At 72.3% G+C, this 22,180-nt stretch carries 16 protein-coding genes and 2 pseudogenes; 10 read left to right on the forward strand and 8 right to left on the reverse strand.

Going from position 1 to position 22,180, the window contains the following annotated elements; genetic code table 11:
• Nucleotides 1-105 precede the first annotated feature (105 nt).
• The 4 genes from ACFY04_RS20870 to ACFY04_RS20885 are packed head-to-tail and all read left to right on the forward strand — an operon-like array spanning nucleotide 106 to nucleotide 5,317.
• Complete coding sequence (locus ACFY04_RS20870; RefSeq protein WP_389118625.1) at nucleotides 106-933, forward strand: FAD binding domain-containing protein; 828 nt, start codon at nucleotides 106-108, stop codon at nucleotides 931-933.
• Nucleotides 930-3,656, forward strand: coding sequence for a molybdopterin-dependent oxidoreductase (locus tag ACFY04_RS20875; RefSeq protein ID WP_389118626.1), 2,727 nt, complete (start codon nucleotides 930-932; stop codon nucleotides 3,654-3,656). The genes ACFY04_RS20870 and ACFY04_RS20875 overlap by 4 nt, the downstream gene beginning before the upstream one ends.
• Complete coding sequence (locus ACFY04_RS20880; protein ID WP_389118627.1) at nucleotides 3,653-4,624, forward strand: antibiotic biosynthesis monooxygenase; 972 nt, start codon at nucleotides 3,653-3,655, stop codon at nucleotides 4,622-4,624. The genes ACFY04_RS20875 and ACFY04_RS20880 overlap by 4 nt, the downstream gene beginning before the upstream one ends.
• Nucleotides 4,625-4,648: 24 nt before the next feature.
• A complete protein-coding gene (locus ACFY04_RS20885) occupies nucleotides 4,649-5,317 on the forward strand; it encodes a 1,4-alpha-glucan branching protein (protein ID WP_389118628.1) in 669 nt (222 codons plus the stop codon).
• 52 nt (nucleotides 5,318-5,369) lie between these two features.
• On the opposite strand, the gene ACFY04_RS20890 is transcribed toward ACFY04_RS20885, so the two are convergent.
• From ACFY04_RS20890 to ACFY04_RS20910, 5 genes are all read right to left on the reverse strand, one after another.
• Nucleotides 5,370-7,541: a 3-hydroxyacyl-CoA dehydrogenase NAD-binding domain-containing protein gene (locus ACFY04_RS20890; protein ID WP_389118630.1), complete on the reverse strand. Its 2,172-nt coding sequence runs from the start codon at nucleotides 7,539-7,541 to the stop codon at nucleotides 5,370-5,372.
• Nucleotides 7,542-7,592: 51 nt separating this feature from the next.
• On the reverse strand, nucleotides 7,593-8,807 hold the full coding sequence (locus tag ACFY04_RS20895) for an acetyl-CoA C-acetyltransferase (protein ID WP_382514504.1): 1,215 nt from the start codon (nucleotides 8,805-8,807) through the stop codon (nucleotides 7,593-7,595).
• 48 nt (nucleotides 8,808-8,855) lie between these two features.
• Nucleotides 8,856-9,998, reverse strand: coding sequence for an acyl-CoA dehydrogenase family protein (locus ACFY04_RS20900; RefSeq protein ID WP_389118632.1), 1,143 nt, complete (start codon nucleotides 9,996-9,998; stop codon nucleotides 8,856-8,858).
• A gap of 110 nt (nucleotides 9,999-10,108) precedes the next feature.
• Nucleotides 10,109-11,134, reverse strand: a complete 1,026-nt coding sequence (locus tag ACFY04_RS20905) for an LLM class F420-dependent oxidoreductase (RefSeq protein WP_389118634.1) — start codon at nucleotides 11,132-11,134, stop codon at nucleotides 10,109-10,111.
• Complete coding sequence (locus ACFY04_RS20910) at nucleotides 11,134-12,288, reverse strand: CaiB/BaiF CoA transferase family protein (RefSeq protein WP_389118635.1); 1,155 nt, start codon at nucleotides 12,286-12,288, stop codon at nucleotides 11,134-11,136. Before ACFY04_RS20910 ends, ACFY04_RS20905 begins: the two co-directional genes overlap by 1 nt.
• Before the next feature lie 346 nt (nucleotides 12,289-12,634).
• Here ACFY04_RS20910 and ACFY04_RS20915 point away from each other — a divergent pair, with 346 nt between their 5' ends.
• On the forward strand, nucleotides 12,635-13,834 hold the full coding sequence (locus ACFY04_RS20915; RefSeq protein ID WP_389118637.1) for a saccharopine dehydrogenase family protein: 1,200 nt from the start codon (nucleotides 12,635-12,637) through the stop codon (nucleotides 13,832-13,834).
• Nucleotides 13,835-13,858: 24 nt separating this feature from the next.
• Here ACFY04_RS20915 and ACFY04_RS20920 read toward each other — a convergent pair whose 3' ends face one another.
• Nucleotides 13,859-14,536 (reverse strand): endonuclease V, encoded by a 678-nt coding sequence (locus tag ACFY04_RS20920; RefSeq protein ID WP_389118638.1) that lies wholly within the window; start codon nucleotides 14,534-14,536, stop codon nucleotides 13,859-13,861.
• A gap of 26 nt (nucleotides 14,537-14,562) precedes the next feature.
• Here ACFY04_RS20920 and ACFY04_RS20925 point away from each other — a divergent pair, with 26 nt between their 5' ends.
• Both ACFY04_RS20925 and ACFY04_RS20930 read left to right on the forward strand, forming a co-directional pair.
• A complete protein-coding gene (locus ACFY04_RS20925; RefSeq protein WP_389118640.1) occupies nucleotides 14,563-14,862 on the forward strand; it encodes a YciI family protein in 300 nt (99 codons plus the stop codon).
• A gap of 326 nt (nucleotides 14,863-15,188) precedes the next feature.
• Nucleotides 15,189-15,701 (forward strand): GNAT family N-acetyltransferase, encoded by a 513-nt coding sequence (locus ACFY04_RS20930; protein WP_389118642.1) that lies wholly within the window; start codon nucleotides 15,189-15,191, stop codon nucleotides 15,699-15,701.
• Here the strand turns inward: ACFY04_RS20930 and ACFY04_RS20935 are convergent, their stop codons facing one another.
• Both ACFY04_RS20935 and ACFY04_RS20940 read right to left on the reverse strand, forming a co-directional pair.
• Nucleotides 15,702-16,784: a WD40/YVTN/BNR-like repeat-containing protein gene (locus ACFY04_RS20935; protein WP_389118808.1), complete on the reverse strand. Its 1,083-nt coding sequence runs from the start codon at nucleotides 16,782-16,784 to the stop codon at nucleotides 15,702-15,704.
• 127 nt (nucleotides 16,785-16,911) lie between these two features.
• Nucleotides 16,912-18,541: pseudogene (locus ACFY04_RS20940) on the reverse strand (amidohydrolase).
• Between the two features lie 150 nt (nucleotides 18,542-18,691).
• On the opposite strand from ACFY04_RS20940, the pseudogene ACFY04_RS20945 reads away from it, so the two are divergent.
• The 3 genes and pseudogenes from ACFY04_RS20945 to ACFY04_RS20955 form a co-directional block, all read left to right on the forward strand.
• Nucleotides 18,692-19,567: pseudogene (locus tag ACFY04_RS20945) on the forward strand (purine-cytosine permease family protein); the annotation flags it as partial.
• Nucleotides 19,568-19,795: 228 nt separating this feature from the next.
• Complete coding sequence (locus ACFY04_RS20950) at nucleotides 19,796-20,212, forward strand: SsgA family sporulation/cell division regulator (protein ID WP_389118644.1); 417 nt, start codon at nucleotides 19,796-19,798, stop codon at nucleotides 20,210-20,212.
• A 178-nt stretch (nucleotides 20,213-20,390) separates the two neighbouring features.
• Complete coding sequence (locus ACFY04_RS20955; protein ID WP_389118646.1) at nucleotides 20,391-22,034, forward strand: ABC-F family ATP-binding cassette domain-containing protein; 1,644 nt, start codon at nucleotides 20,391-20,393, stop codon at nucleotides 22,032-22,034.
• The last annotated feature ends 146 nt before the right edge of the window (nucleotides 22,035-22,180 follow it).

Raw genomic sequence — 22,180 nt, forward strand, 5'->3', positions numbered from 1 at the left:
TTTGCGCCCGCCGGCCTCTGCTCTGAGCGGGTCGGCCCCAGCGGCCCCAGCGGATTCTGCCGCTCAAGGTGGCGGCCACCCCTGCACGCAACGGGCAGGTGTTCCATGGACCTCAACACCATCAGCGAAGTCGTCCGGCGGCCGTCCGACCGGCCCGGCGCCGACTGGCGCGAGGGCGATGCCTGGCTCGCCGGCGGGACGTGGCTGTTCTCCGCCGAGCAGCCGGGCCTGCGCCGCCTGGTCGACCTGACGGCCCTGGGCTGGGATCCCCTCGTGCCGAGCGGCGCGGGCCTGGAGATCGGCGCCACGTGCACCATCCGGGACCTGTACGCCTTCACGCCCCCGCCCGACTGGACCGCGGGCCCCCTCTTCGCGCAGAGCTGCGAGGCGTTCCTCTCCTCGTTCAAGGTCTGGAACTCGGCGACCGTCGGCGGAAACATCTGCATGTCCCTGCCGGCCGGCCCCATGATCACGCTCACGGTCGCACTTGAGGCCGACTACGAGCTGTGGGCTCCCGACGGGTCCGTGCGCACCGTCGATGCCCTCGACTTCGTGACCGGGAACAACCGGAACATCCTCGCTCCCGGGGAGATCCTGCGGCGCATCCGCGTTCCGGCGCGCGCCCTGCGGGGGCGCACCGCGCACCGCCGCTTCACGCTGACCCACCTGGGCCGTTCGACGGTCTTCCTCGTCGGTACGCAGACGCCGGGGACGAGCGACCTGCTGCTCACCGTCACCGCCGGCACCACACGCCCGGTACGCATCGCCTTCGACACCGTGCCCGATGCCCGCACCCTGCAGCAGAGCATCAACGCCGTCCCGGCCGACATCTGGTTCGCCGACCCCAACGGAACCCCGGACCACCGCCACCACCTCACCCTGCACTTCGCCGAAGAGATCCGCCACGAACTCATGGCTGGGAGCCCGGCATGACGTACTCCGTGAACGGCCGGAACTTCTCCGAGGAACCGGACCCCGGCCAGTGTCTGCGTACGTTCCTGCGCGCGCTCGGCCACTTCGGCGTCAAGAAGGGCTGCGACGCCGGCGACTGCGGCGCGTGCACCGTGTGGCTGGACGGCACTCCGGTCCACAGCTGCATCACCCCCGCCTTCCGCGCGGAAGGCCATGAGGTGACCACGATCGAGGGTCTCGGATCACCCGGCGACCTGCATCCCGCACAGCGCCGGTTCCGGGACGCCCCGGGATTCCAGTGCGGGTTCTGCACCGCAGGGATGATCATGACCTCGGCGACGTTCACCGAGGACCAGAAGGCGGACCTGCCCCGGGCGTTGAAGGGAAATCTCTGCCGTTGCACCGGCTACCGGGCGATCGAGGACGCGGTGAAGGGCGTCGCCCGCGTGCAGAACGCCGCGCCGGGACGGGCCGTCGGAACGAGCGTCGGTGCGCCGGCGGCCGACGACGTGGTGACCGGTCTCGCCGAGTTCACGATGGACACCCACATGGAAGGGATGCTGCACCTCAAAGTGCTGCACTCGCCGCACGCGCACGCCCGCATCGTCTCGATCGACAAAACAGCCGCGCTGGCGGTCCCCGGCGTGCATCGCGTCTACACCTGGGAGGACGTGCCGCGCAGGCGCTTCACCACGGCGATCCACACCGACCACCTCGTCGATCCGGACGACACCTACATCCTCGACCGCACGGTCCGCTTCGTCGGCCAGCGCGTCGTCGCGGTGCTCGCCGACACGGTCGGGGCGGCCGAAGAGGGCTGCCGGAAGGTGGCCGTGGAGTACGAGGTGCTGCCGGCGGTCTTCGACCCCGAGGAGGCCATGGCCGACGGGGCACCGCAACTGCACGGCTCGGAGGACCCGTTCGCCCGCGACTACGTCCACAACCTCCTCCTGGAGATCCACTCGCACATCGGTGACGTCGACGCGGGCTTCGCCGCGGCCGACGTGATCCACGAGGGCACCTACTTCTCACCGCGCGTGCAGCACGCACACCTGGAGACCCACGGTTCGATCGCCTGGATGCAGGACGGGCGGCTGAACGTCCGCACCAGTTCGCAGTCTCCGTCGATCGCGAAGGTCAAGCTGGCCTACCTGTTCGCGCTGCGCCCGGACCAGCTCCGCGTGTTCTGCAAGCGCGTCGGCGGCGGTTTCGGCGGCAAGCAGGAGGTCATCTCGGAGGACCTGGCCGCGCTCGCCGCCCTCGACACCGGCCGGCCCGTCTGTTTCGAGTACACGCGCGAGGAGGAGTTCACCACGGCTTCGCCCCGGCATCCGATGAAGCTGACGGTCAAGCTCGGCGCGAAGGCCGACGGCACACTCACCGCCTTCCAGGTCCGCAACCTGTCGAACACGGGCGCCTACGGCAACCACGGCGGCGAGACCCTGTACGCGGGCGGCTCCGCCGTCATGATCTACCGCTGCCCCAACAAGAAGTACGACGCCTTCTCCGTCTACACGAACACCGTTCCGAGCGGCGCCCTGCGCGGATACGGAATGACCCAGCCTGCCTTCGCCGTGGAATCGGCGATGGACGAACTGGCCCTCGCCCTGCACATGGATCCGCTCGAACTGCGACGCCGCAACATCGTGCGCCCGGGCGAGCCCCTCGTCGCCCTGCACGACGGGCCCGACGACGTGGTGTTCCACGAGGACGGGCTCGGCAAGTGCATCGACCTCGTGGCCGGCGAGCTGGCCCGTACGGCCGACCAGTCCTCTCCCGGCCCCGGATGGCTCGTCGGGGTCGGCGTCGCCAGTTCCATGCACGAGACCGCGCCCCCGACCGAGCACGTCTCCGAAGCCTGGCTCACGCTCCGCGACGACCTCGTGTACGAACTGGCCGTCGGCACCGTCGAATTCGGGGAGGGCACGTCGACCGCGCACGTCCAGATCGCGGCCAACCAGCTGGGTACGACACCGTCGCGGATCCGTCTCGTGCAGTCCGACACCGACCGCACGGGATTCGACACCGGCGCCTTCGCGAGTGCCGGACTCTTCGTGGCGGGCAACGCGGTCCTCCGGGCGGCCAACGCGGTGCGCGACCGCATCCTGGATTTCGCCGCCACACACACGGGCGTCCACGTCGTGATGTGCTCGATGGACGACGACGGCGTCGTCTGCGGGGACGAGCGCGTCTCGCTGGCCACGCTCGTCGCCGAGGCCCGGGCACGCGGCATCCGGTTCACGGCCGCCCGCAAGGCGTACGGCTCGCCCCGCAGCATCACCTCCAATACGCAGGGCTTCCGCATCGCCGTCCACCAGGTGACGGGTGAGATCCGTGTCCTGTACAGCGTCCAGGCGACCGACGCCGGTGTGCTCATCAACCCGGAACAGGTCCGGGGACAGGTGGAGGGCGGTGTCGCCCAGGGCATCGGATTCGCGCTGACCGAGAACTTCCAGATCGACGCGGACGGCGTCATGGCCAACCCGAACCTCCGCAACTACCGCATCCCCACCTACGCCGACGTGCCGCGCACCGACGTGCTCCTGGTGGGCTCGTCGGACTCCGTCGGCGCCATGCGGTCGAAGGGGATGGCGGAGTGCTGCATCAACCCGGTGGCCCCCGCGCTGGCGAACGCGCTCCGCGACGCCACCGGCATCCGCTACCGCGAGCTGCCCCTCACTCCGGAACGGATCTACGGGCGGCTCGTCGAGAGCCGGTCATCGCGGACGGGCACGCGACGATGACGACCGAACGGCAGACGGATGCCGCGGCGACGGTCATCATCGGCCGCAGGGTCCGCCCCGGCATGGACCGGGAATACGAGAAGTGGCAGGACGAGGTCAACGCCGCCGCCGCCCGGTACGCCGGACACCTCGGCGTCCAGGTGTCCCCGCCGACCTCCGTGCAGCCCGACTGGGTGATCGTCTACCGGTTCGACTCGGTGGCCCATCTGCAGGCCTGGATGAACGGCGCGACCCGGCAACGGCTCCTCGACGCCGGCGAGCCGTACTTCGACGGTCCCGCGACCCAGCAGGTGATCAGAGGTGGCACGCAGCCGACGGACCCGCTCGTGACCGTGGTGGTGACCCACCGCGTCCCCCCGGACCACGTCGACGACTTCCTCGCGTGGCAGCGCCACATGAGCCAGGAGGAGAGCCAGTTCGAAGGGTTTCGCGGCACTGAGATCTTCCGCCCCATCGAAGGCATCCAGGACGAGTGGACCACCCTGTACCGCTATGACAACGCCGAACACCTGGACGCGTGGCTGACGTCGGCGAAGCGCAGGGAGATGCTCGCCGAGGGGGAGAAGTTCAACGACTTCAAACTGCGCACGATCGACAACTCGTTCGGCAGCTGGTTCGCCTTCGAGGAGAACGGCAAGGAAGCGCCGCCGCCCTCGGAGACCAAGACCGCCGTCGCGGTCTGGGTCGGGCTCTACCCGACCGTCGTGATACTGAGCCTCGTCCTGCATCCGCTGGGCATGCCGCTCTGGTTCGGGCTGCTCGTGGGCAACCTGCTGTCGAGCTTCATCATGAGCTTCTTCACGATGCCCCACTACGTGAACCGGCTGCTCAGGCGGTGGCTGTGGCCCTCACCGGACGCACCGCCCGCCAGGACCAACCTGGTCGGCGGCGCCGTCGTCGCCGCGCTGCTCGTGTTCTGGGTCGTCGTCTTCTACCTCGTGACGGAGGTGTTCTGGACGCTGCCCTGACAGGGGGCCGGGTAGCTTCGTGCCATGGCAGTCATCCACCACACCACGCTGACCCCGACCAAGCTGGAACTCCTCGCCGACTGGCTCCCGTCGCGGCCCTGGTACCAGGGGGCTGCGGGCACCGCCGGTCTCGCCAGGGCGGGCGGGTTCCGGCTCGACGACCCCGAGGGAGAGGTGGGCATCGAGTTCATGGTGGTCACCGACGCCGCCGGGGACGAGCCCGTCGCCTACCTGGTCCCGCTCACCTACCGCGGGGCTCCGCTGAAGGGCGCCGAGGGCGGCCTGATCGGCACCTCCGAGCACGGTGTGCTGGGCCGTCGCTGGATCTACGACGGGGCCCACGACTTCGTCCTGGTCAAGCAGTTGCTGGCCCTGCTGGCGGGCCGCACCACGGCACAGGCGCAGAGCGAGAGCGACACCCCCGACCCGACGGTCGAGGTCCGTACCGAGGGGGCCGGGGTGCCGGCGGGCCTGACCGGCCCCGGGACCGTGACGGACACCGCCGACGCGAGCCTCGTCACCGTGGGCCCGATGATGGAGGAGGGCCCCGTGTCGACCCTGACCGTGTGCCGGGTACTGCGCCCCGCTCCCGCCGGTGACGGCGCGGGGCGACGGGTACTGGCCGGCTGGTCCGCCCCGGACGGGACCCGTCAGCACGGGCTGTTCGCCCACCTGGCCGTGTCCGAGGCCTGACCGGAGGGACGCCTCGGGCCCGCTCGCGGGCGGGCCCGAGGCTGTCACTGGATCAGTCGGCGTAGGTCTCGCCGCGCTCGGCCTTCGCGACCAGCGAGGCCGGCGGGATGAAGCGCTCGCCGTACGTGTCGGCGAGCTCGCGGGCACGGGCCACGAATCCGGGCAGGCCGCCCTCGTAGCCGTTGATGTACTGGATCACGCCGCCCGTCCAGGCCGGGAAGCCGATGCCCATGATGGAGCCGATGTTGGCGTCGGCGATCGAGGTGAGCACGCCCTCGTCGAGGCACCGGACGGTGTCCAGGGCCTCCGAGAAGAGCATCCGCTCCTTCATGTCCTCGAACGGGATCTCGTACCCCGGCTTGGCGAAGTGCTCACGCAGGCCCGGCCAGATGCGGGCGCGCTTGCCGGACTCGTCGTACTCGTAGAAGCCGGCCCCGCCGCTGCGGCCGGGACGCTCGAACTCGTCCACCATGCGGTCGATGACCGCGTCCGCGGGGTGCTCGGTCCACGCCTTGCCCTCGGCTTCGAAGGCCTTGCGGCTCTCGTTGCGGATCTTGCGCGGCAGGGTGAGCGTCAGCTCGTCCATCAGCGAGAGCACCTTGGCCGGGTAGCCGGCCTGGGCGGCGGCCTGCTCGATCGAGGCGGGCTCGGCACCCTCGCCGATCATCGCGACGCCCTCGTTGATGAACTGGCCGATGACGCGGGAGGTGAAGAAGCCGCGCGAGTCGTTGACCACGATCGGGGTCTTGTTGATCTGGCGGACCAGGTCGAAGGCGCGGGCGATGGCCTCGTCGCCGGTCCGCTCCCCCTTGATGATCTCCACCAGCGGCATCTTGTCCACGGGCGAGAAGAAGTGCAGCCCGATGAAGTCGGCCGGCCGCGACACCCCTTCCGCGAGGCCCGTGATGGGCAGCGTGGAGGTGTTGGAGCACAGCAGCGCGTCCGGCTCGATGACGTCCTGGATCTCCTGGAACACCTTGTGCTTGAGGGAGGTGTCCTCGAAGACGGCCTCGATGACGGCGTCGCAGCCCGCGAGGTCGGCCGCGTCGGCGGTCGGCGTGATCCGGGCGAGCAGCTCGGCGCGCTTGGCCTCGGTGGTCCGGCCCCGGGAGAGCGCCTTGTCAAGCAGCTTCTCGGAGTACGCCTTGCCCTTGGCCGCGGCCTCGGCGGTGACGTCCTTCAGCACCACCTCGATGCCCGCGCGGGCGCAGGAGTAGGCGATGCCCGCGCCCATCATCCCGGCGCCGAGGACGGCGACCCTGCGGACCTTGCGGGGCTCCACACCCTGCGGGCGGCTGCGGCCCGCGTTGACGGCCTGGAGGTCGAAGAAGAACGCCTGGATCATGTTCTTCGCGGTCTGGCCGGTGACCAGCTCGGTGAAGTAGCGGGCCTCGATGGTCAGGGCGGTCTCGAAGTCCACCTGGGAGCCCTCGACGGCGCAGGCCAGGATGTTGCGCGGGGCCGGGTACGGGGCCCCGTTCAGCTGCTTCTTCAGGTTGGCCGGGAAGGCCGGGAGGTTGGCGGCGAACCTCGGGTTGGACGGCGTACCGCCCGGGATCTTGTAGCCGGGTACGTCCCAGGGCTGCTTCGACTCGGGGTTCGCGTCGATGAAGGCGCGGGCCTTGGCCAGCATCTCCTCGGGGGTGGTGGCCAGTTCGTGCACGAGTCCGTTGTCCAGGGCGCGCTGCGGGGTGTACTGGGTCCCCTGGAGCAGCACCTTGAGCAGCGCGTCGGCGATGCCCATCAGGCGCACGGTACGGGTGACACCGCCACCGGCCGGGAGCAGGCCGAGGGTGACCTCGGGCAGGCCGATCTTGGAGCCGGGCGCATCGAGGGCGACGCGGTGGTGGGAGGCCAGGCAGATCTCGTAACCGCCGCCGAGGGCCGCGCCGTTGATGGCCGCGACGACGGGCTTGCCGAGGGTCTCGATCCGGCGCAGCGAGCGCTTGATCTCGGTGCCGGTGTCGAAGGCGATCTGCGCGTGCTCGGGGCGCAGCCGGATCATGCCCTTGAGGTCGCCGCCCGCGAAGAAGGTCTTCTTGGCGGAGGTGAAGATGATGCCGCGGATGGAGTCCTGCTCGGCCTCGGCGCGGTCGGCGACGGCCGCGATGGAGTCCTTGAAGGCCTGGTTCATCGTGTTGGCGGACTGGTTGGGGTCGTCGAGGATCAGGGTGACGACGCCGGTCTCGTCCTGTTCCCAGCGGATCGTGGTGGACTCGCTCATGGTCACTGCTTTCGTTTCGGAAGGTCCGGTGGGCAGGGGGAACAGGGCTGATCAGAGGCGTTCGACGATGGTGGCGACGCCCATGCCGCCGCCGACGCAGAGGGTGACGAGCCCGTAGCGCTTGTCCTGGCGCTCCAGCTCGTCGACGATCGTGCCGAGGATCATCGCGCCGGTGGCGCCGAGCGGGTGGCCGAGCGCGATGGCACCGCCGTTGACGTTGACCTTGTCGAGGGACAGGCCCATGTCCTTGACGAAGCGCAGGACGACGCCCGCGAAGGCCTCGTTGATCTCGACGAGGTCGATGTCGTCGATGGTCAGCCCGGCCTTGGCGAGGGCCTTGCGGGTGGCGGGGGCGGGGCCGGTGAGCATGATGGTGGGCTCGGAGCCGGAGACGGCCGCCGAGACGATCCGGGCGCGCGGGGTCAGCCCGTTGCGCTCCCCCGCCTCGCGGGAGCCGATGGCGACGAGCGAGGCGCCGTCGACGATGCCGGAGGAGTTGCCCGCGTGGTGGACGTGGTCGATCTTCTCGACCCAGTGGTACTTCTGCAGCGCGACCGCGTCGAAGCCGCCGAGCTCGCCGATGTCCGCGAAGGAGGGCTTCAGCTTGGCGAGGGTGTCGGCGGTGGTGCCGGGCCGGACGAACTCGTCGTGGTCCAGGACGATCAGGCCGTTGCGGTCGGTGACCGGGACCACGGACTTCGCGAAGCGGCCGTCCTTGATGGCGGCGGCGGCGCGTTCCTGCGACAGGGCCGCGTACTCGTCTACGTCGCGCCGGGAGAAGCCCTCGATGGTGGCGATCAGGTCGGCGCCGATGCCCTGCGGGACGAAGCCGGTGTCCCAGTTGGTCATCGGGTCCGCGAACCAGGCGCCGCCGTCGGAGGCCATGGGAACACGGGACATGGACTCCACGCCGCCCGCCAGGACCAGGTCCTCCCAGCCCGAACGGACCTTCGCGGCCGCCAGGTTGACGGCCTCCAGGCCCGAGGCACAGAAGCGGTTCTCCTGGACGCCGGCCACGGTGTCCGGGAGCCCGGCGGCGATGGCCGCGACACGGGCGATGTCGGAGCCCTGGTCGCCGACCGGGCCGACGACGCCGAGCACGATGTCGTCGATGGTGGCGGGGTCCAGGCCGGGGTTGCGCTCGCGCAGGGCGTCGATGAGTCCGACGACCAGGTCGATCGGCTTGGTGCCGTGCAGGGCGCCATTGGCCTTGCCGCGGCCGCGCGGGGTGCGGATCGCGTCGTATACGTAAGCTTCGGTGCTCACTGGTCAAGCCTTTCGGAGGTGTCCAAGGGGGAGGTGTCCAGGGGAAGGTCAGCCGAGCAGCGAACGGCCGATGATCTCTTTCATGATCTCGGTCGTGCCGCCGTAGATGGTCTGGATGCGGCCGTCGGTGAAGGCCCGGGCGACCCGGTACTCGGTCATGTAGCCGTAGCCGCCGTGGAGTTGCAGGCAGCGGTCGGCGACGCGTTTCTGCAGCTCGGTGGCCCACCACTTGGCCATGGAGGCGTGCACGTGGTCCAGTTCGCCGTTCGCGTGGTCCGTGATGCAGCGGTCGAGGAAGGTCCGGGTGACGGCGACCTCGGTGGCCATCTCCGCTATCTCGAACCGGATGTGCTGCAGCTTGGCCAGCGGACGGCCGAAGGCCTCGCGCTCCTTGACGTACTGCGTGGTGATCTCCAGGAGGTGCTCGGCGGCGGCGATGCCGGCCATCGCGATGCCCATCCGCTCCTGCGCGAGATTGGTCATCAGGTGGACGAAGGCGCCGTTCAGCTCGCCGAGCAGGTTCTCCTTCGGGACGCGGACGTCGTTGAAGAACAGCTCGGCGGTGTCCTGGGACTTCTGGCCGATCTTGTCGAGGTTGCGGCCGCGCTCGAAGCCCTCCGCGCCGCGCTCGACGACCAGCAGCGACAGGCCGTGCGCCCCGCCCTCGGGGGTGGTCTTGGCGACCACGATCACCAGGTCGGCGAGGATGCCGTTGGAGATGAAGGTCTTGGAGCCGTTCAGCACCCAGTGGTCGCCGTGGTCCTCGGCGGTGGTCCGGATCCCCTGGAGGTCGGAGCCCGCGCCCGGCTCGGTCATCGCGATGGCGGTGATGGTCTCCCCGGAGCAGAAGCCGGGCAGCCAGCGGCGCTTCTGCTCCTCGGTGGCGAGCGAGGTCAGGTAGGGCCCGATGATGTCGTTGTGCAGGCCGATGGCCAGCCCGGGGGCGCCCGCGCGGGTGAACTCCTCGGCGATCACGGCGGCGTAGCGGAAGTCGGTGTTCCCGCCGCCGCCGTACTCCTCCGGCACGGCGAGGCCCAGCAGCCCCTGCCGGCCCGCGGCCCGCCAGGCCGCACGGCTGACGATGCCGTCCTTCTCCCACTGCTCGTAGTGCGGCAGCACCTCCTTGCCGAGGAAGGTGCGTACGGTCTCGCGGAACGCCTCGTGGTCGGCGTCGAAGATGCGTCGTTGCATCGGGTCCCCTCTCAGCGGGTCGGGGTGGGTCCGGGTGGGTGAGGGAGCGGGCCGAAGACGGGGTCCGGGGACGGGGTCCGGGGACGGAGTCCGGGCACGCCCCGGCCCGCTCAGAGCCAGCTCTTGACGGTTTCGATCAGCTTGGCCGGGTCGGGGCCGACCGGTGTGACGTTGAGCATCGTGACGCCCGCCTCGCGGAAGGCCTCGACGCGCTCGCGTACGTAGCCCTCCGGCCCGCAGAGCGTCATCAGCTCGCAGAACTCGTCCGGGACGGCGGCAGCGGCGTCGCGCTTGCGCCCGTCGAGGTACAGCTCCTGGATCCGGCGGGCCTCTTCCCCGTAGCCGTAGGCGACGGCCAGGTCGTTGTAGAAGTTCTTGCCGACCGCGCCCATCCCGCCCACGTACAGGGCGATCTGCGGGCGCGCGAGGTCCCGTGCCGCGGCCGCGTCCGGGCCGATGGCGAGCAGGCCGCCGGCGACGGTCTGCAGCGGGCCGAGCTCCGGCGCGCGCTTGGCCGTCCCCTCGGCGAGCGGGCCGCCCCACACCGCGGCGGCCTTCTCCGGGATGAAGAGCGTGGGCAGCCAGCCGTCCGCGATCTCGGCGGTCATCCGGACGTTGGCCGGGCCGAGCGAGGCGATGTAGACGGGGATCGCGGGGCGGACCGGCCGGGTGAGGATCTTCAGCGGCTTGCCGTGCCGGCCGCCCTTCCCGGGCGGCAGCGGCATGTCGGTGATGCCGTGGTGGTCGATCGTCTCGCGGCGCCAGATGCGCCGGCACAGTTCGACCGTCTCGCGCGTGCGGCCGAGCGGCTTGTCGTACGGCATCCCGTGCCAGCCCTCGACGACCTGCGGGCCGGAGGCGCCGAGGCCGAGCAGCGCCCGGCCGCCCGAGAGCGCGTCCAGGCCCGCGGCCGTCTGGGCGATGAGGCCGGGGGTGCGCGAGTAGACGTTGAGGATGGCCGAGCCGATCTTCAGGCGCTCGGTGCGGGCGGCGAGATAGCCCATGATCGTCGGGGAGTCGAACCCCCAGGCCTCGGCCACCCATACGGCGTCGAGCCCGGCCGACTCCAGCGCGGCGGCCTGGTCGGCGGCCCGGCGCGGGTCCCCGGCGTAGTCGAGCATCATGGACAGTTCCATCAGTTCTCCTCCTTCCCGAGCAGGGCCGGCACGTCCCAGTCGGCCGCGACCGACTCGGCGTGCGCACCCGGCTGCGCCGGGCCCGTGGTGACGGCGCCCGGGGTCGCCGAGAAGCGCGGCGCGGGCGCGGGCTGGACGATCCCGCCGAAGTCGGTGAAGGTCCCGCGGGCGGCGAGGTGCGGGTGGTCCGGGGCCTCGCGCAGCGAGAGCACGGGTGCCACGCAGGCGTCGCTCCCCTCGAAGACGGCCGTCCACTCCGCGCGGGTCCGGGTCCTGAAGCGCGCGGCGACGGCCTCCCGCAGCTCGCCCCAGCGGGCGAGGTCCTTGCGGGCCGGGGCCTGGTCCCGGATGCCGAGGAGCTCCACGAAAGTGTCGTAGAACTGCTGTTCCAGCGCGCCGACCGCCATGTACTCGCCGTCGGAGGTCTCGTAGGTGCCGTAGAAGGGACAGCCTCCGTCGAGGAGGTTGGCCCCGCGGCGGTCCTGCCAGCCGCCCGCCGCCATCATTCCGTGGATCATGGCGGTGAGGTGGGCGGTGCCGTCGACGATGGCCGCGTCGACGACCTGGCCGGTGCCGGTGGCGCGGGCGTGGTGCAGGGCGGCGAGCACCCCGATGACCAGGTAGAGCGAGCCGCCGGCGTAGTCCCCGACCAGGTTGGCGGGGACGGCCGGCGGCTCACCCGGCTTCCCGATCATGCCGAGGGCGCCGGTGACGGCGATGTACGCGATGTCGTGCCCGGCGGTCTCGGCGAGCGGGCCGTCCTGGCCCCAGCCGGTCATCCGGCCGTAGACGAGCTTCGGATTGCGGGCGTGGCACTCGGCCGGTCCGACCCCGAGACGCTCGGCCACCCCGGGCCGGAACCCCTCGACGAGTACGTCGGCCCGCTCGACCAGGTCCAGGACGCGGGCGGGCCCGTCGGCGGACTTGAGGTCGATCAGGACGGAGCGTTTGCCCCGATTGGTGACGTCGTAGGCCGGATCGACCGCGAGTCCGCCGCCGCCGGGCCGGTCGACCCGTACGACGTCGGCGCCCAGGTCGGCGAGGAGCATGGCGGCGAACGGTCCGGGGCCGATGCCCGCCAGTTCGACGACGCGCACCCCGGCGAGCGGGCCGGGCCCGCTCGCGTCCCGGTTCCCGTTCCCTGTCACTGCCATCGGGCCCCCAGCGGCTCTGGTGTGCATGGTGTGCGTGGTGTGCGGCTATGTGACACAACTGATGTAACACCAGTGATGCTAGGAACGTGTTCCATCGAACACAAGCCCCCGGGCGGGGCACCCGGCGGATCGCCCGGCCCCGGGGTGTCCGGCTCCGCGTGAGCGGGCGGGGTGCCGCCCCGGCCGTCCGCAGGTGGTGCGGGCGGCCCGGGCGGCGCCCCCGGAAGGGCCTCCGGGCCGGAGCCGGGGCACTGTGCTCCCCGGCCCGGCGCGCCGCACCCGCTCGCACTGACGGCCGAGCATCACGCTAGCCTCGGCCACCGAAACCCCCTGGGAGGAGCCGTTCATGAACGCAACTGTCCCGCACGACCGGCCGGAACGCGCCTACGACGTCGTACTGTTCGGCGCGACCGGGTTCGTGGGCGCGCTCACCGCCGAGTACCTCGCCGCGCACGCGCCCGCCGGCTGCCGGTGGGCCCTCGCCGGCCGGGACACCGCGAAGCTGGAGCGGCTGCGCGAACGGCTGGCCTCGATCGATCCGGCGTGCGCGCGGCTGCCGCTGCTGCGGGCCGACGCCCGGGACCCGGCGGCCGTGCGCGAGCTGGCCGCGTCCACCCGGGTGCTGGCCACGACGGTGGGCCCGTACATCTGGTACGGGGCGGAACTCGTGGCCGCGTGCGCCGAGGCGGGCACGGACTACGTGGACCTCACCGGCGAGCCGGAGTTCGTGGACCGCATGTACGTCGAGCACGACGCACGGGCCCGCGAGACCGGGGCCCGGATCGTGCACGCCTGCGGCTTCGACTCGATCCCGGCGGACCTCGGGGCGTACTTCACGGTCCGGCAGCTGCCGAAGGGGGTCCCGCTGGCGGTCGACGGGTTCATGCGGTCCAACGCCTTCTTCTCCGGCGGCACCCTGGCCTCCGCGCTGACCGCGCTCAGCCGCGGCCCCCAGACCCTGGCGGCCGCGCACGCCCGCCGGCTGCACGAGCCCCGCCTGCTGGGGCGGCGGGCCCGCGGGCCGGTGGGGGCACCGCGGTTCAGCCGGGAGACCGGGACCTGGGCGCTGCCGCTGCCCTCGCTGGACCCGCGGATCGTGGCCCGGTCGGCGGCCGCGCTGGAGCGGTACGGCCCGGACTTCCGCTACCGGCACTACGCCTCCGTCAAGCACCTGCCCGTCGCGGTGGGCGGTACGGCGGCACTGGGCGCGACGGTGGCCCTGGCCCAGGTGCCGTCGGCCCGGCGGTGGCTGATGAACCGCTGGGAGCCGGGCCAGGGGCCGGACGCGGAACGCCGCGCGCGCAGCTGGTTCACCGTGCGGTTCGTGGGCGAGGGCGGCGGCCGGCGCGTGCTCACCGAGGTGGCGGGCGGCGACCCCGGCTACGGCGAGACGGCGAAGATGCTGGCCGAGTCGGCGCTCTGCCTGGCCCACGACGCCCTGCCGCAGGCGGCCGGGCAGCTGACGACGGCCGTGGCGATGGGCGACGCCCTGATCGCCCGCCTCCAGAAGGCGGGGATCACCTTCCGGGTGGCGGACGCGCGCTGACGGGCGGGCCTGCGGCCGGGTGCGTCAGGAGGCCTCCCGCAACGCCCTGCGGCACAGGGAGTCGGCGTGGCGGGTGGTCTCGGGGATCCGGAAGCGGGGGCTCAGCGCCAGGGCGTGCGCGCAGGCGTTGTCCAGGGAGACCCGGTGCCCGACGGAGACGTAGACCGGCTTGATCCCGTCCTGCGTGCGCAGCGCCCGCCCGACCTCGGCCCCGTCGGCCGCGAGCAGCGCTGCGGCGGCGCCCCGCCGGGCGCCCGGTTCCTCGTAGGTGAAGGTGAACGGATTCTTCGCGATGCCGATGGCCGGGAGCCCGGTGACCACCCCGAGGTGGCAGGCGAGGCCGAAGCCGCGGGGGTGCGCGAGGCCGTAGCCGTCGCAGACGACCAGTCCGGGCTCGGTCTTCAGGGAGTCGAGGGCGGCCAGTACGGTCGGCAGCTCGCGGAAGGCGAGCAGCCCGGGCACGTAGGGGAAGCTGACGTGCCCGACGGCGGTGGCCTCCTCGACGACCTCCAGGGTGGCGGCGTCGAGCACCACGGCCGCGGCGGCGACCAGGTCGCGCGCGTCGTCGTAGGCGACGTCCACGCCCGCGACTAGGCCGCGGCCGGGTGGCGGGCCGGGCTCGGTGAGCACGACCTGATGGCGTAGTTCGTCCTGTATCGCCCGGGCCTCGGCCTCGTCGGCGGGGGTCTTCACACTCGTCATGATGGAGCGAGAGTAGCCTGGCGATCATGTTCGTCATGGAGCTCACCTACACCGCCCCCGTCGAGTCCGTCGAAGAGCAGATGGACGCTCACATCGCCTGGCTGGACGGCTACTACGCCGCCGGTGTCTTCCTCGCGTCGGGGCGCAAGGTCCCGCGCGACGGGGGCGTGATCCTGGCCGGCGGGGTGTCCCGGGCCGAGATCGAGCGGATCGCGGCCGACGACCCCTTCACCGTGGCGGGCGTGTGCGCCTACACCATCACCGAGTTCATCGCCACGAAGACCTCGGCGGACCTGTCGACGGTGCGGGAGAACCCGGTCACGTAGTGCGGTGACCGGCACGGTCCACCGGGTGGCGCCGCCCGGCACCGCGCCTCAACCCCGGACTCCGCCCGGGGCCCCTCCCGGCGGTAGCCGGGGAAGACGCACCGCACCGGACGCCGCGAGCCGGCACACCATTGCGGCCACAGCACCGGCCGCGCGGGGACGGCGCCGGCCCTGACAGGCCCGCCCTCCTCCACCTGTCGCCCGACCCGTTCGGCGGGCTCGACCGCCCTCTCCCCTCGACCCGTTCGGTGGGCTCGACCCGCTCGCTCCCCTCGACCCGCCCGCTCCCCTCGACCCGCTCGACCGCCCTGCCCGCCGGAGTGTTCATGCAGCCCCGCCCCGCCGTTCCCGCCGATGTCCCCGAGCTCATACGCCTGCGCGCCGTCGCCCTCGACGCCCTCGGGGTCGACCCCGGGTCCGCCGACGCCGCCTGGCGGCAGGTCGCCCGCGCCTGGTTCCTCGAACGCCTCGGCGACCGCCCCGACGTGCACTGCCTGGTCGTCGGCGGAGCTCCCGGCGAACCGCTGCTCGCCACCGGCATGGCCTGGGTCACCTACCACCTGCCCGGCCCCCGGTGGACCGACGGCCGGCGCGGCTACCTCGACGGGATCGTCACCGACGCGCCCGCCCGCGGGCGGGGCCACGGCCGCCGGATCGTCGACGCGCTGGTCGCCTGGCTCGACGGCCTCGGCATCCACTACGTCCAGCTGCACGCCAGCCCCGACGGCGAGCCCGTCTACCGGGCCGCGGGCTTCACGGCCGGGCGCTACCCGGGCATGGACCTCGTCACCGCCCCGGCACCTCCGGCCGCTCCGGCCGCTCCCGCTCCCGCGGGCTGATCAGCGCCGCCGTTCCAGCCGCGCCACCCGTCCCTTCTCCCCCGCCGCCCAGCATCCCGTGTCGGCCGCGCAGTCGACCGTGTCGAAGGAGCCCGCGTCCAGGGACCGCCAGCTGCGGCCGCCGTCCGTGGTCACGTCGGTCCCCGTGGGCCCCACCGCGAGCGCCGTCCCCCCGCTGTACGGGAACCAGGCCGCGCCCGACCGGTAGGCCGGCGGCGGCGTCGCCGCCTGGCGCCAGGTGCGTCCCCCGTCTGCGGACACGGCCGCGGCCTGCGGGGAGGCCTGCCCGGTGCGGTAGTCACCGCCGACCGCGAGTCCCCTCGTACGGTCCCGGAAGGCGAGGGCGAAGACCCCGCGCGCCGGATCGCCCGCCGGGACGGTGGATTCGGCGACGCGCCAGGTCAGACCGCGGTCCGCGGAGTGCAGGATCCGGGCCTGCGCCCCGCCGCCGGTGGCCAGCCAGACGTCGCGCGGGCCGGAGCTGACCAGGCACTGGCCGCTCGCGGCGAAGCCCGCCTCGCCGGGCAGCGCCTCGGGCATGCCCGCGTTCGGCAGGACCCGCCAGTTCCGTCCGCCGTCGTCGGTGGCCAGGATGCGGAACTTCCCGTCCACCGGATCGCTCATCGCCAGGCCGTGCCGGGCGTCGAAGAAGGTGAGGCAGTCGTAGAAGGCGCGCGGATCGGGATTGCGGAAGGTCTCGGTCCAGGTGGCTCCGCCGTCCTCGGTGCGCAGCACCCTGGAGGCCTCGCCCTCCCCGATGGCCAGGGCCACCGCGCGCCGCGCGTCGAAGGCTTCGATGTCGCGGAACTCCAGGGCCTCCGCGACCGCGCCGGGTGGCGAAACGTCACGCCAGCTGCGGCCGCCGTCCACCGTGCGCAGCACGGTCCCCTTGGAACCGGCCACCCAGGCCGTGGTCCGGCCGACCGCGGCGAGCCCGCGGAAGCGTACGTCCTTCCCGGTGTCCTTCAGCGCCCAGCCGGCGCCGCGTAAGTCCCGCGCCACCGGGGCCGGGTCGGGGGCCGGGGCCGCATCGGCCTGGGCGGGGCCGGCCAGTACCCCGACGACCAGGGCTGCCGCGCACATGCCGATTCCGAGTTCCAGAAGTCTCATGGCGCCGGAAGCTAACGTACCCCGGATGCGCCGTCCAGAGTGCTTTCCGGCCCCTGCCGCCACGCCTGCCACCGCACCTGTCGGCGGCCTCGTCCTCAGGTCACAGGCTCGCGTCGCGGTGGGTCACGCCGCCGTCGACGGCGGTGAGGAGCACGGGCAGGTCCGGCAGTTCGGTGGCGGCGACGGTGAGCGGGTTGTCGGCGAGCACCGTCAGGTCGGCGCGGTGGCCGAGGGCGATCCGGCCCGCGAGGTGCTCCTCGCCCGCCGCCCGGGCGGCGTTGACGGTCATGCCCTGGAGGGCCTGCAGGGCGGTGAGGGCCTGCTCGGGGCCGTGCGGGGCCTGGGTGAGGTCGCGGCTGGGGCGGCGGTGGCGGGCGCCGCCCATGACACCGAGCGGCGGGTACGGGGCGATGGGCCAGTCCGATCCGAGGACCACGGTGGCTCCGGAGTCCCACAGGTCGCGGCAGCGCCAGGCGCGCGAGGCACGTTCCTCGCCGAGCCGCCGGGACCAGTTGTCGGTGTGGTCGGCGCGGGTGAAGTCGCAGCAGTGGGGGGCTGTACGGAGGCGATGACGCCGAGCTCGGCGAAGCGGCGCAGGGTGTCGTCGGGGACGGTCTCGATGTGCTCGACCCGGTGGCGCACCCGGGGCCCGGGCCCGCCGGACGCCTGGGCCTTCCCGACGGCGTCGAGCACGTGCCGTACGGCGGCGTCGCCGATCGCGTGGGTGGCGGTGGGCACTCCGGCCCGGTGGAACTCGCCCACGATCCGCGTGTAGACCTCGGGGTCGGGCCAGAAGGCGTGCGTGGACTCGCCGTTGCGGTCCGGGTGTTCCAGCCAGGCGGTGCCGTTGTCGATCGTGCCGTCCATGAAGATCTTCACGCCCTCGGTGCGCCAGAGCCTGCCGCCGGTGCCCTGCTGGGCGATGAGCGCGCGTACGGCGGCGGCGTCGGTGCCGGGCTGGCACCAGGGCGCGACGCGCAGGCGCAGCGGCAGTTGGCCCGCCGCGTCGAGTTCGGCGTAGAAGTCGAGGCTGTCCCCATTCGCGTCCATGGCGTGGCCGCCGGTCAGCCCGGCGGCGGCCATCCTGCGCAGGGCGGCCGCCAGCCGGTCGCGGCGCTCCTCGCGGGTGGGCTGCGGGGCGACGCGTTCGACGAGTTCGCAGGCGGCGTCCTCCAGGAGCAGGCCGGTGGGCCGGCCGGCCGCGTCGCAGACCACCTCGGCGGAGGCCTGTTCGAAGGTCCGCGGCCCGTCGCCGCCCGCGAGTTCGAGGGCACGCCGGCTGGCCAGCATGGAGTGGGCGTCGAAGAGCAGGAGGGTGGCGGGCACGCCGTCGAGCACGGAGTCGAAGGGGGCGGTCCCGACGGGCCGGTCGCCGAAGGCGTTGGGGTCCAGGCCCCAGCCGCTGAGCCAGGCGCCGGGCGCGAGGCCGTGTACGCCGGCGGCGAGTGTCGCGCGTACCTGCTCCAGGTCGGTGCAGCCCGACAGGTCCAGTCCGTGGGTCAGTTCGGCGCCCGAGACGGGGTGGATGTGGCCGTCGACCAGGCCGGGGGTCACGACCGCCCCCTTGAGGTCGACCGCCGTGGCCGAGGCGTCGGCGAGCGCACGGATGCGGCTGTCGTCGCCCAGTGCGGTGATCCGTCCGCCGGAAGCGGCCAGGGCGGTGTCCGGCAGGAACCCGCCCGTGGCCGGGTGAGCAGGCGGGCGTTGAGCAGGACGAGGGGGGTGCGCACGGAGCCTCCAGCGGGGGCGGGAACGTCGGGCGGGGGAACGCCGGACGGGGGGCGAACGTCGGGCGGGGCGGGAACGGCGGGCGGGGAACGGCGGGCGGGAAAAGGATCAGGCGTCGCCGGTGAGGGCGCCGCGGGGCAGGCCGAGTTCACTACCTCCCGATGACCCTGGTGCTGGCCGCCGCCTTCACCGTCGTCGGCTTCGCCGTGCTCGGCCACACGGACTTCTCCTACCGGCCCGCCCCGCCCCTGACCGGCACCGGCCTGTGGGCAGCGCTCCTCGCCGGCACCACCCTCATCGCCTCGGGCCCGCTCTCATACACCACCAGCGCCGACTTCTCCCGCTACCTGCCCCGCACGTCCTCACGGAAGGCGATCATCGGCTGGACCGCCCTCGGCGCCTTCCTGCCCAGCGTCATCGTCTGCTCCCTGGGCGCGTTCGCCGCGACCGCGGTCGACATGAGCGACCCCCAGGCCGCACTGCAGAAGATCCTGCCCGGACGGTTCCACCCGCTCTTCCTGCTCGCCCTGATCCTCGGCACGATCTCCGTCAACGCCCTGACCGCCTACAGCGCCGGACTCGCCCTGCAGGCCGTCGGCATCCGCATCCGGCGCTCCGTCAGCGTCCTGTTCGACGGGGCCGTCGCCGTCGCCCTGACCCTCTACGGCCTGCTCGTCTCCAACCTCCTGGACACCGTCAGCAACTCCCTCCAGCTGCTCGTCGTCCTGATCGGCCCCGTCATGGCGATCTACGCGACCGACATCCTGCTGCGCCGGTTCCGCTACGACGGCCGGGCGCTGGCGGACGAGACCCCCGGCAGCCCCTTCTGGTACACCGGCGGCGTCAACCCGGCGGGCGCCCTCGCGCTCACGGCCGGGGTGAGCGCGGCCGCCCTCTGCGTCGACACGCTCTACACCGGGCCGATCGCCTCGGCCCTGGGCGGCATCGACCTCTCCCTGCCCGTCGGCATGGTCGTCTCCGCCGCCCTCTACGCGGCCCTGATGCGGCCCCTTAGGCCTGAGGAGTGATCGGTAACCAGCCCTTCTCCGAGGCGCCCCGGACCCGCCGCGGACCGGGGCCGCCTTCGGGCACATCCACCGTCCGGTCACTCTGTGCGATCACACGGATTGGTTCAAGCCAATCGGTGACACAGCTCACGCAACGGCCCATGCACGGATTTGCCGATTCCGGCGTCTATCGGGTTGCCGGGCCCCACCCCACTGTCCGGCAGCAGATCCGCCGCAAGGGAGTGAGCCTTGATCACTGTCATCGAGCAGGCCGCACAGGCCCGTCTGGTCGCCACCGCGCCGAAGGTCGAGACCGTGCCCGTCACCCTCTGCTACGACCGAGCGGATCCGTTCGCCGTGCGGATGGCGTTCCCCGCCCCGGCCACGCTGGAGGGCGTCGAGGTCTCGTGGACCTTCTCGCGCGAGCTGATGGAGTCCGGGCTGGACCGCCCGTCGGGCTGTGGCGACGTACGCGTACGCCCGTACGACGCCGACCGGACCACCATCGAGTTCCACGCGACGGAGGGCGTCGCGATCGTGCTGATGCTGACGGCCGAGCTGCACCGCTTCCTGGAGCGGGCGGCGACCGTGGTGCCGCCCGGCCTCGAACACCTCTACCTGGACATGGACCACAGCCTGGCCGAGCTGATGCGCGACACCTGCTGAGTTAATTGGATTGCGGGCTGCTGCGGCCGCCCGTAGCTTCGAAGACGGCCCATCACCGTCGAAACGGAGCAGGACATTGCTCGTCTGAGGTTCGAGACACCGACCACCACGCCCCACGGCTGAACCGTCGGCTGTCTCCCCGCGTTGCACGCACCACTCACGCAACCTGGAGGCCTCCATGAGTAACGCCCCTGCTTTCATCACCTGCTCCGCCCTGTCCTTCGACTGGCCCGACGGCACTCCCGTGTTCGACGGGTTCCAGCTCACGGTGGGCCCCGGCCGCACCGGCCTGATCGGGCTCAACGGCTGCGGGAAATCCACCCTGCTGAAGCTGATCGCCGGCGAACTGGCCCCGACCGAAGGCCAGTCCTCCGTCGCCGGCTCGGTCGGTTACCTCCCGCAGAACGTCACCCTCGACACCGCGCTGCGCGTGGACGAGGCGCTCGGCATCCACACCACCCGCGCCGCGCTGCACGCCATCGAGGCGGGCGAGGCCACCGAGGCGAACTTCAACGCCGTCGGCGACGACTGGGACGTGGAGGAGCGGGCCCTGGCCACGCTCGACCAGCTCGGTCTCGCCCGGATCGGCCTGGACCGTACCGTCGGCGAACTCTCGGGCGGCGAGTCCGTACTGCTGCGGCTGGCCGCCCTGCTGCTCGCCCGCCCCGACGTCCTGCTGCTGGACGAACCCACCAACAACCTGGACCTGCGGGCCCGCAGCCGCCTGTACGCGGCGGTCGAGTCCTGGTCCGGGGTGATGCTCCTGGTCAGCCACGACCGGGAACTGCTGGAGCGGGTCGACCAGATCGCCGACCTGCGCGACGGCGAAGTCCGCTGGTACGGAGGCAACTTCACGGCGTACGAGGACATGCTCGCCGCCGAGCAGGAGTCCGCCGAGCGGATGGTCCGGGTCGCGGAGGCCGACGTACAGCGGCAGAAGCGCGAACTGGCGGATGCCCAGGTCAAATTGGCGCGGCGCAAGCGGTACGGGCAGAAGATGTTCGAGAACAAGCGCGAGCCGAAGATCGTGATGGGGGCGCGCAAGCGCGCGGCCCAGGAGTCGGCGGGCAAGCACCGGATCATGCACACCGAGAAGCTGGCGCAGGCGAAGGAACGCCTGGACCAGGCGGTGGAGGCGGTGCGCGACGACGACGAGATCCGGATCCAGCTGCCCGCCACCCAGGTCCCGCCGGGGCGGCAGGTCCTGACCCTGAGCGATCTGCGCCTGGCCCACGGAGCCGCCGTACCGGGCGAGTGGGAACTGCGGGGGCCGGAGCGGATCGCCCTGGTGGGCCGCAACGGCTCGGGCAAGACCACGCTGCTGCGCACGATCGCGGGGCAGCTCCCGCCGGTGTCCGGGGCGGTGGTGGCGCACGTGACGACGCGGTTCCTGCCGCAGCGCCTCGACGTACTGGACGAGAGCCGTTCGGTGGTGGAGAACGTGGCGCGGTTCGCCCCGCAGGCCACCAACAACCTGATCCGGGCCCGGCTCGCGCACTTCCTCTTCCGCGGCGCCCGGGCGGACCGCCCGGCCGGCACGCTGTCGGGCGGCGAACGCTTCCGGGCGGCACTGGCGGCCCTGCTGCTGGCGGAGCCGGCTCCGCAGCTGCTCATGCTGGACGAGCCGACGAACAACCTGGACCTGTCGAGCGTGCGGCAGCTGACCGATGCGCTGGAGTCGTACGAGGGCGCACTCGTGGTGGCGAGCCACGACGTGCCGTTCCTGGAGTCGATCGGCATCACGCGATGGCTCCTGCTGGACGGCGAGCTGCGGCCGACGACGGCCGAGGAGGTCCGGGAAAGGCTGTGGTCGAGTGAGTGAGACCGCGCCCACGCCGTGAGCGGCGAGGGCCGGATCGCCGCGCCCCCGGCGAAGCGGAACCGATTTCTTTCGTCAAACCGGGGGCCGGCAAACCACCTGCTGGCGTGATTTTGGCCCCTCGAACCCCTCTCAGGCCAGCCGTAAAC

It is taken from the genome of Streptomyces sp. NPDC001549 (assembly GCF_042894025.1).
GTDB classification, from domain to species: domain Bacteria; phylum Actinomycetota; class Actinomycetes; order Streptomycetales; family Streptomycetaceae; genus Streptomyces; species Streptomyces kutzneri.

Excerpts from the sequence above, each read along its gene's own strand:
- ACFY04_RS20870 (WP_389118625.1), top strand. The coding sequence starts at position 106 with ATGGACCTCAACACCATCAGCGAAGTCGTCCGGCGGCCGTCCGACCGG.
- ACFY04_RS20875 (WP_389118626.1), top strand. The coding sequence starts at position 930 with ATGACGTACTCCGTGAACGGCCGGAACTTCTCCGAGGAACCGGACCCC.
- ACFY04_RS20880 (WP_389118627.1), top strand. The coding sequence starts at position 3,653 with ATGACGACCGAACGGCAGACGGATGCCGCGGCGACGGTCATCATCGGC.
- ACFY04_RS20885 (WP_389118628.1), top strand. The coding sequence starts at position 4,649 with ATGGCAGTCATCCACCACACCACGCTGACCCCGACCAAGCTGGAACTC.
- ACFY04_RS20890 (WP_389118630.1), bottom strand. The coding sequence starts at position 7,541 with ATGAGCGAGTCCACCACGATCCGCTGGGAACAGGACGAGACCGGCGTC.
- ACFY04_RS20900 (WP_389118632.1), bottom strand. The coding sequence starts at position 9,998 with ATGCAACGACGCATCTTCGACGCCGACCACGAGGCGTTCCGCGAGACC.
- ACFY04_RS20905 (WP_389118634.1), bottom strand. The coding sequence starts at position 11,134 with ATGGAACTGTCCATGATGCTCGACTACGCCGGGGACCCGCGCCGGGCC.
- ACFY04_RS20910 (WP_389118635.1), bottom strand. The coding sequence starts at position 12,288 with ATGGCAGTGACAGGGAACGGGAACCGGGACGCGAGCGGGCCCGGCCCG.
- ACFY04_RS20915 (WP_389118637.1), top strand. The coding sequence starts at position 12,635 with ATGAACGCAACTGTCCCGCACGACCGGCCGGAACGCGCCTACGACGTC.
- ACFY04_RS20920 (WP_389118638.1), bottom strand. The coding sequence starts at position 14,536 with ATGACGAGTGTGAAGACCCCCGCCGACGAGGCCGAGGCCCGGGCGATA.
- ACFY04_RS20925 (WP_389118640.1), top strand. The coding sequence starts at position 14,563 with ATGTTCGTCATGGAGCTCACCTACACCGCCCCCGTCGAGTCCGTCGAA.
- ACFY04_RS20930 (WP_389118642.1), top strand. The coding sequence starts at position 15,189 with ATGCAGCCCCGCCCCGCCGTTCCCGCCGATGTCCCCGAGCTCATACGC.
- ACFY04_RS20935 (WP_389118808.1), bottom strand. The coding sequence starts at position 16,784 with ATGTGCGCGGCAGCCCTGGTCGTCGGGGTACTGGCCGGCCCCGCCCAG.
- ACFY04_RS20955 (WP_389118646.1), top strand. The coding sequence starts at position 20,391 with ATGAGTAACGCCCCTGCTTTCATCACCTGCTCCGCCCTGTCCTTCGAC.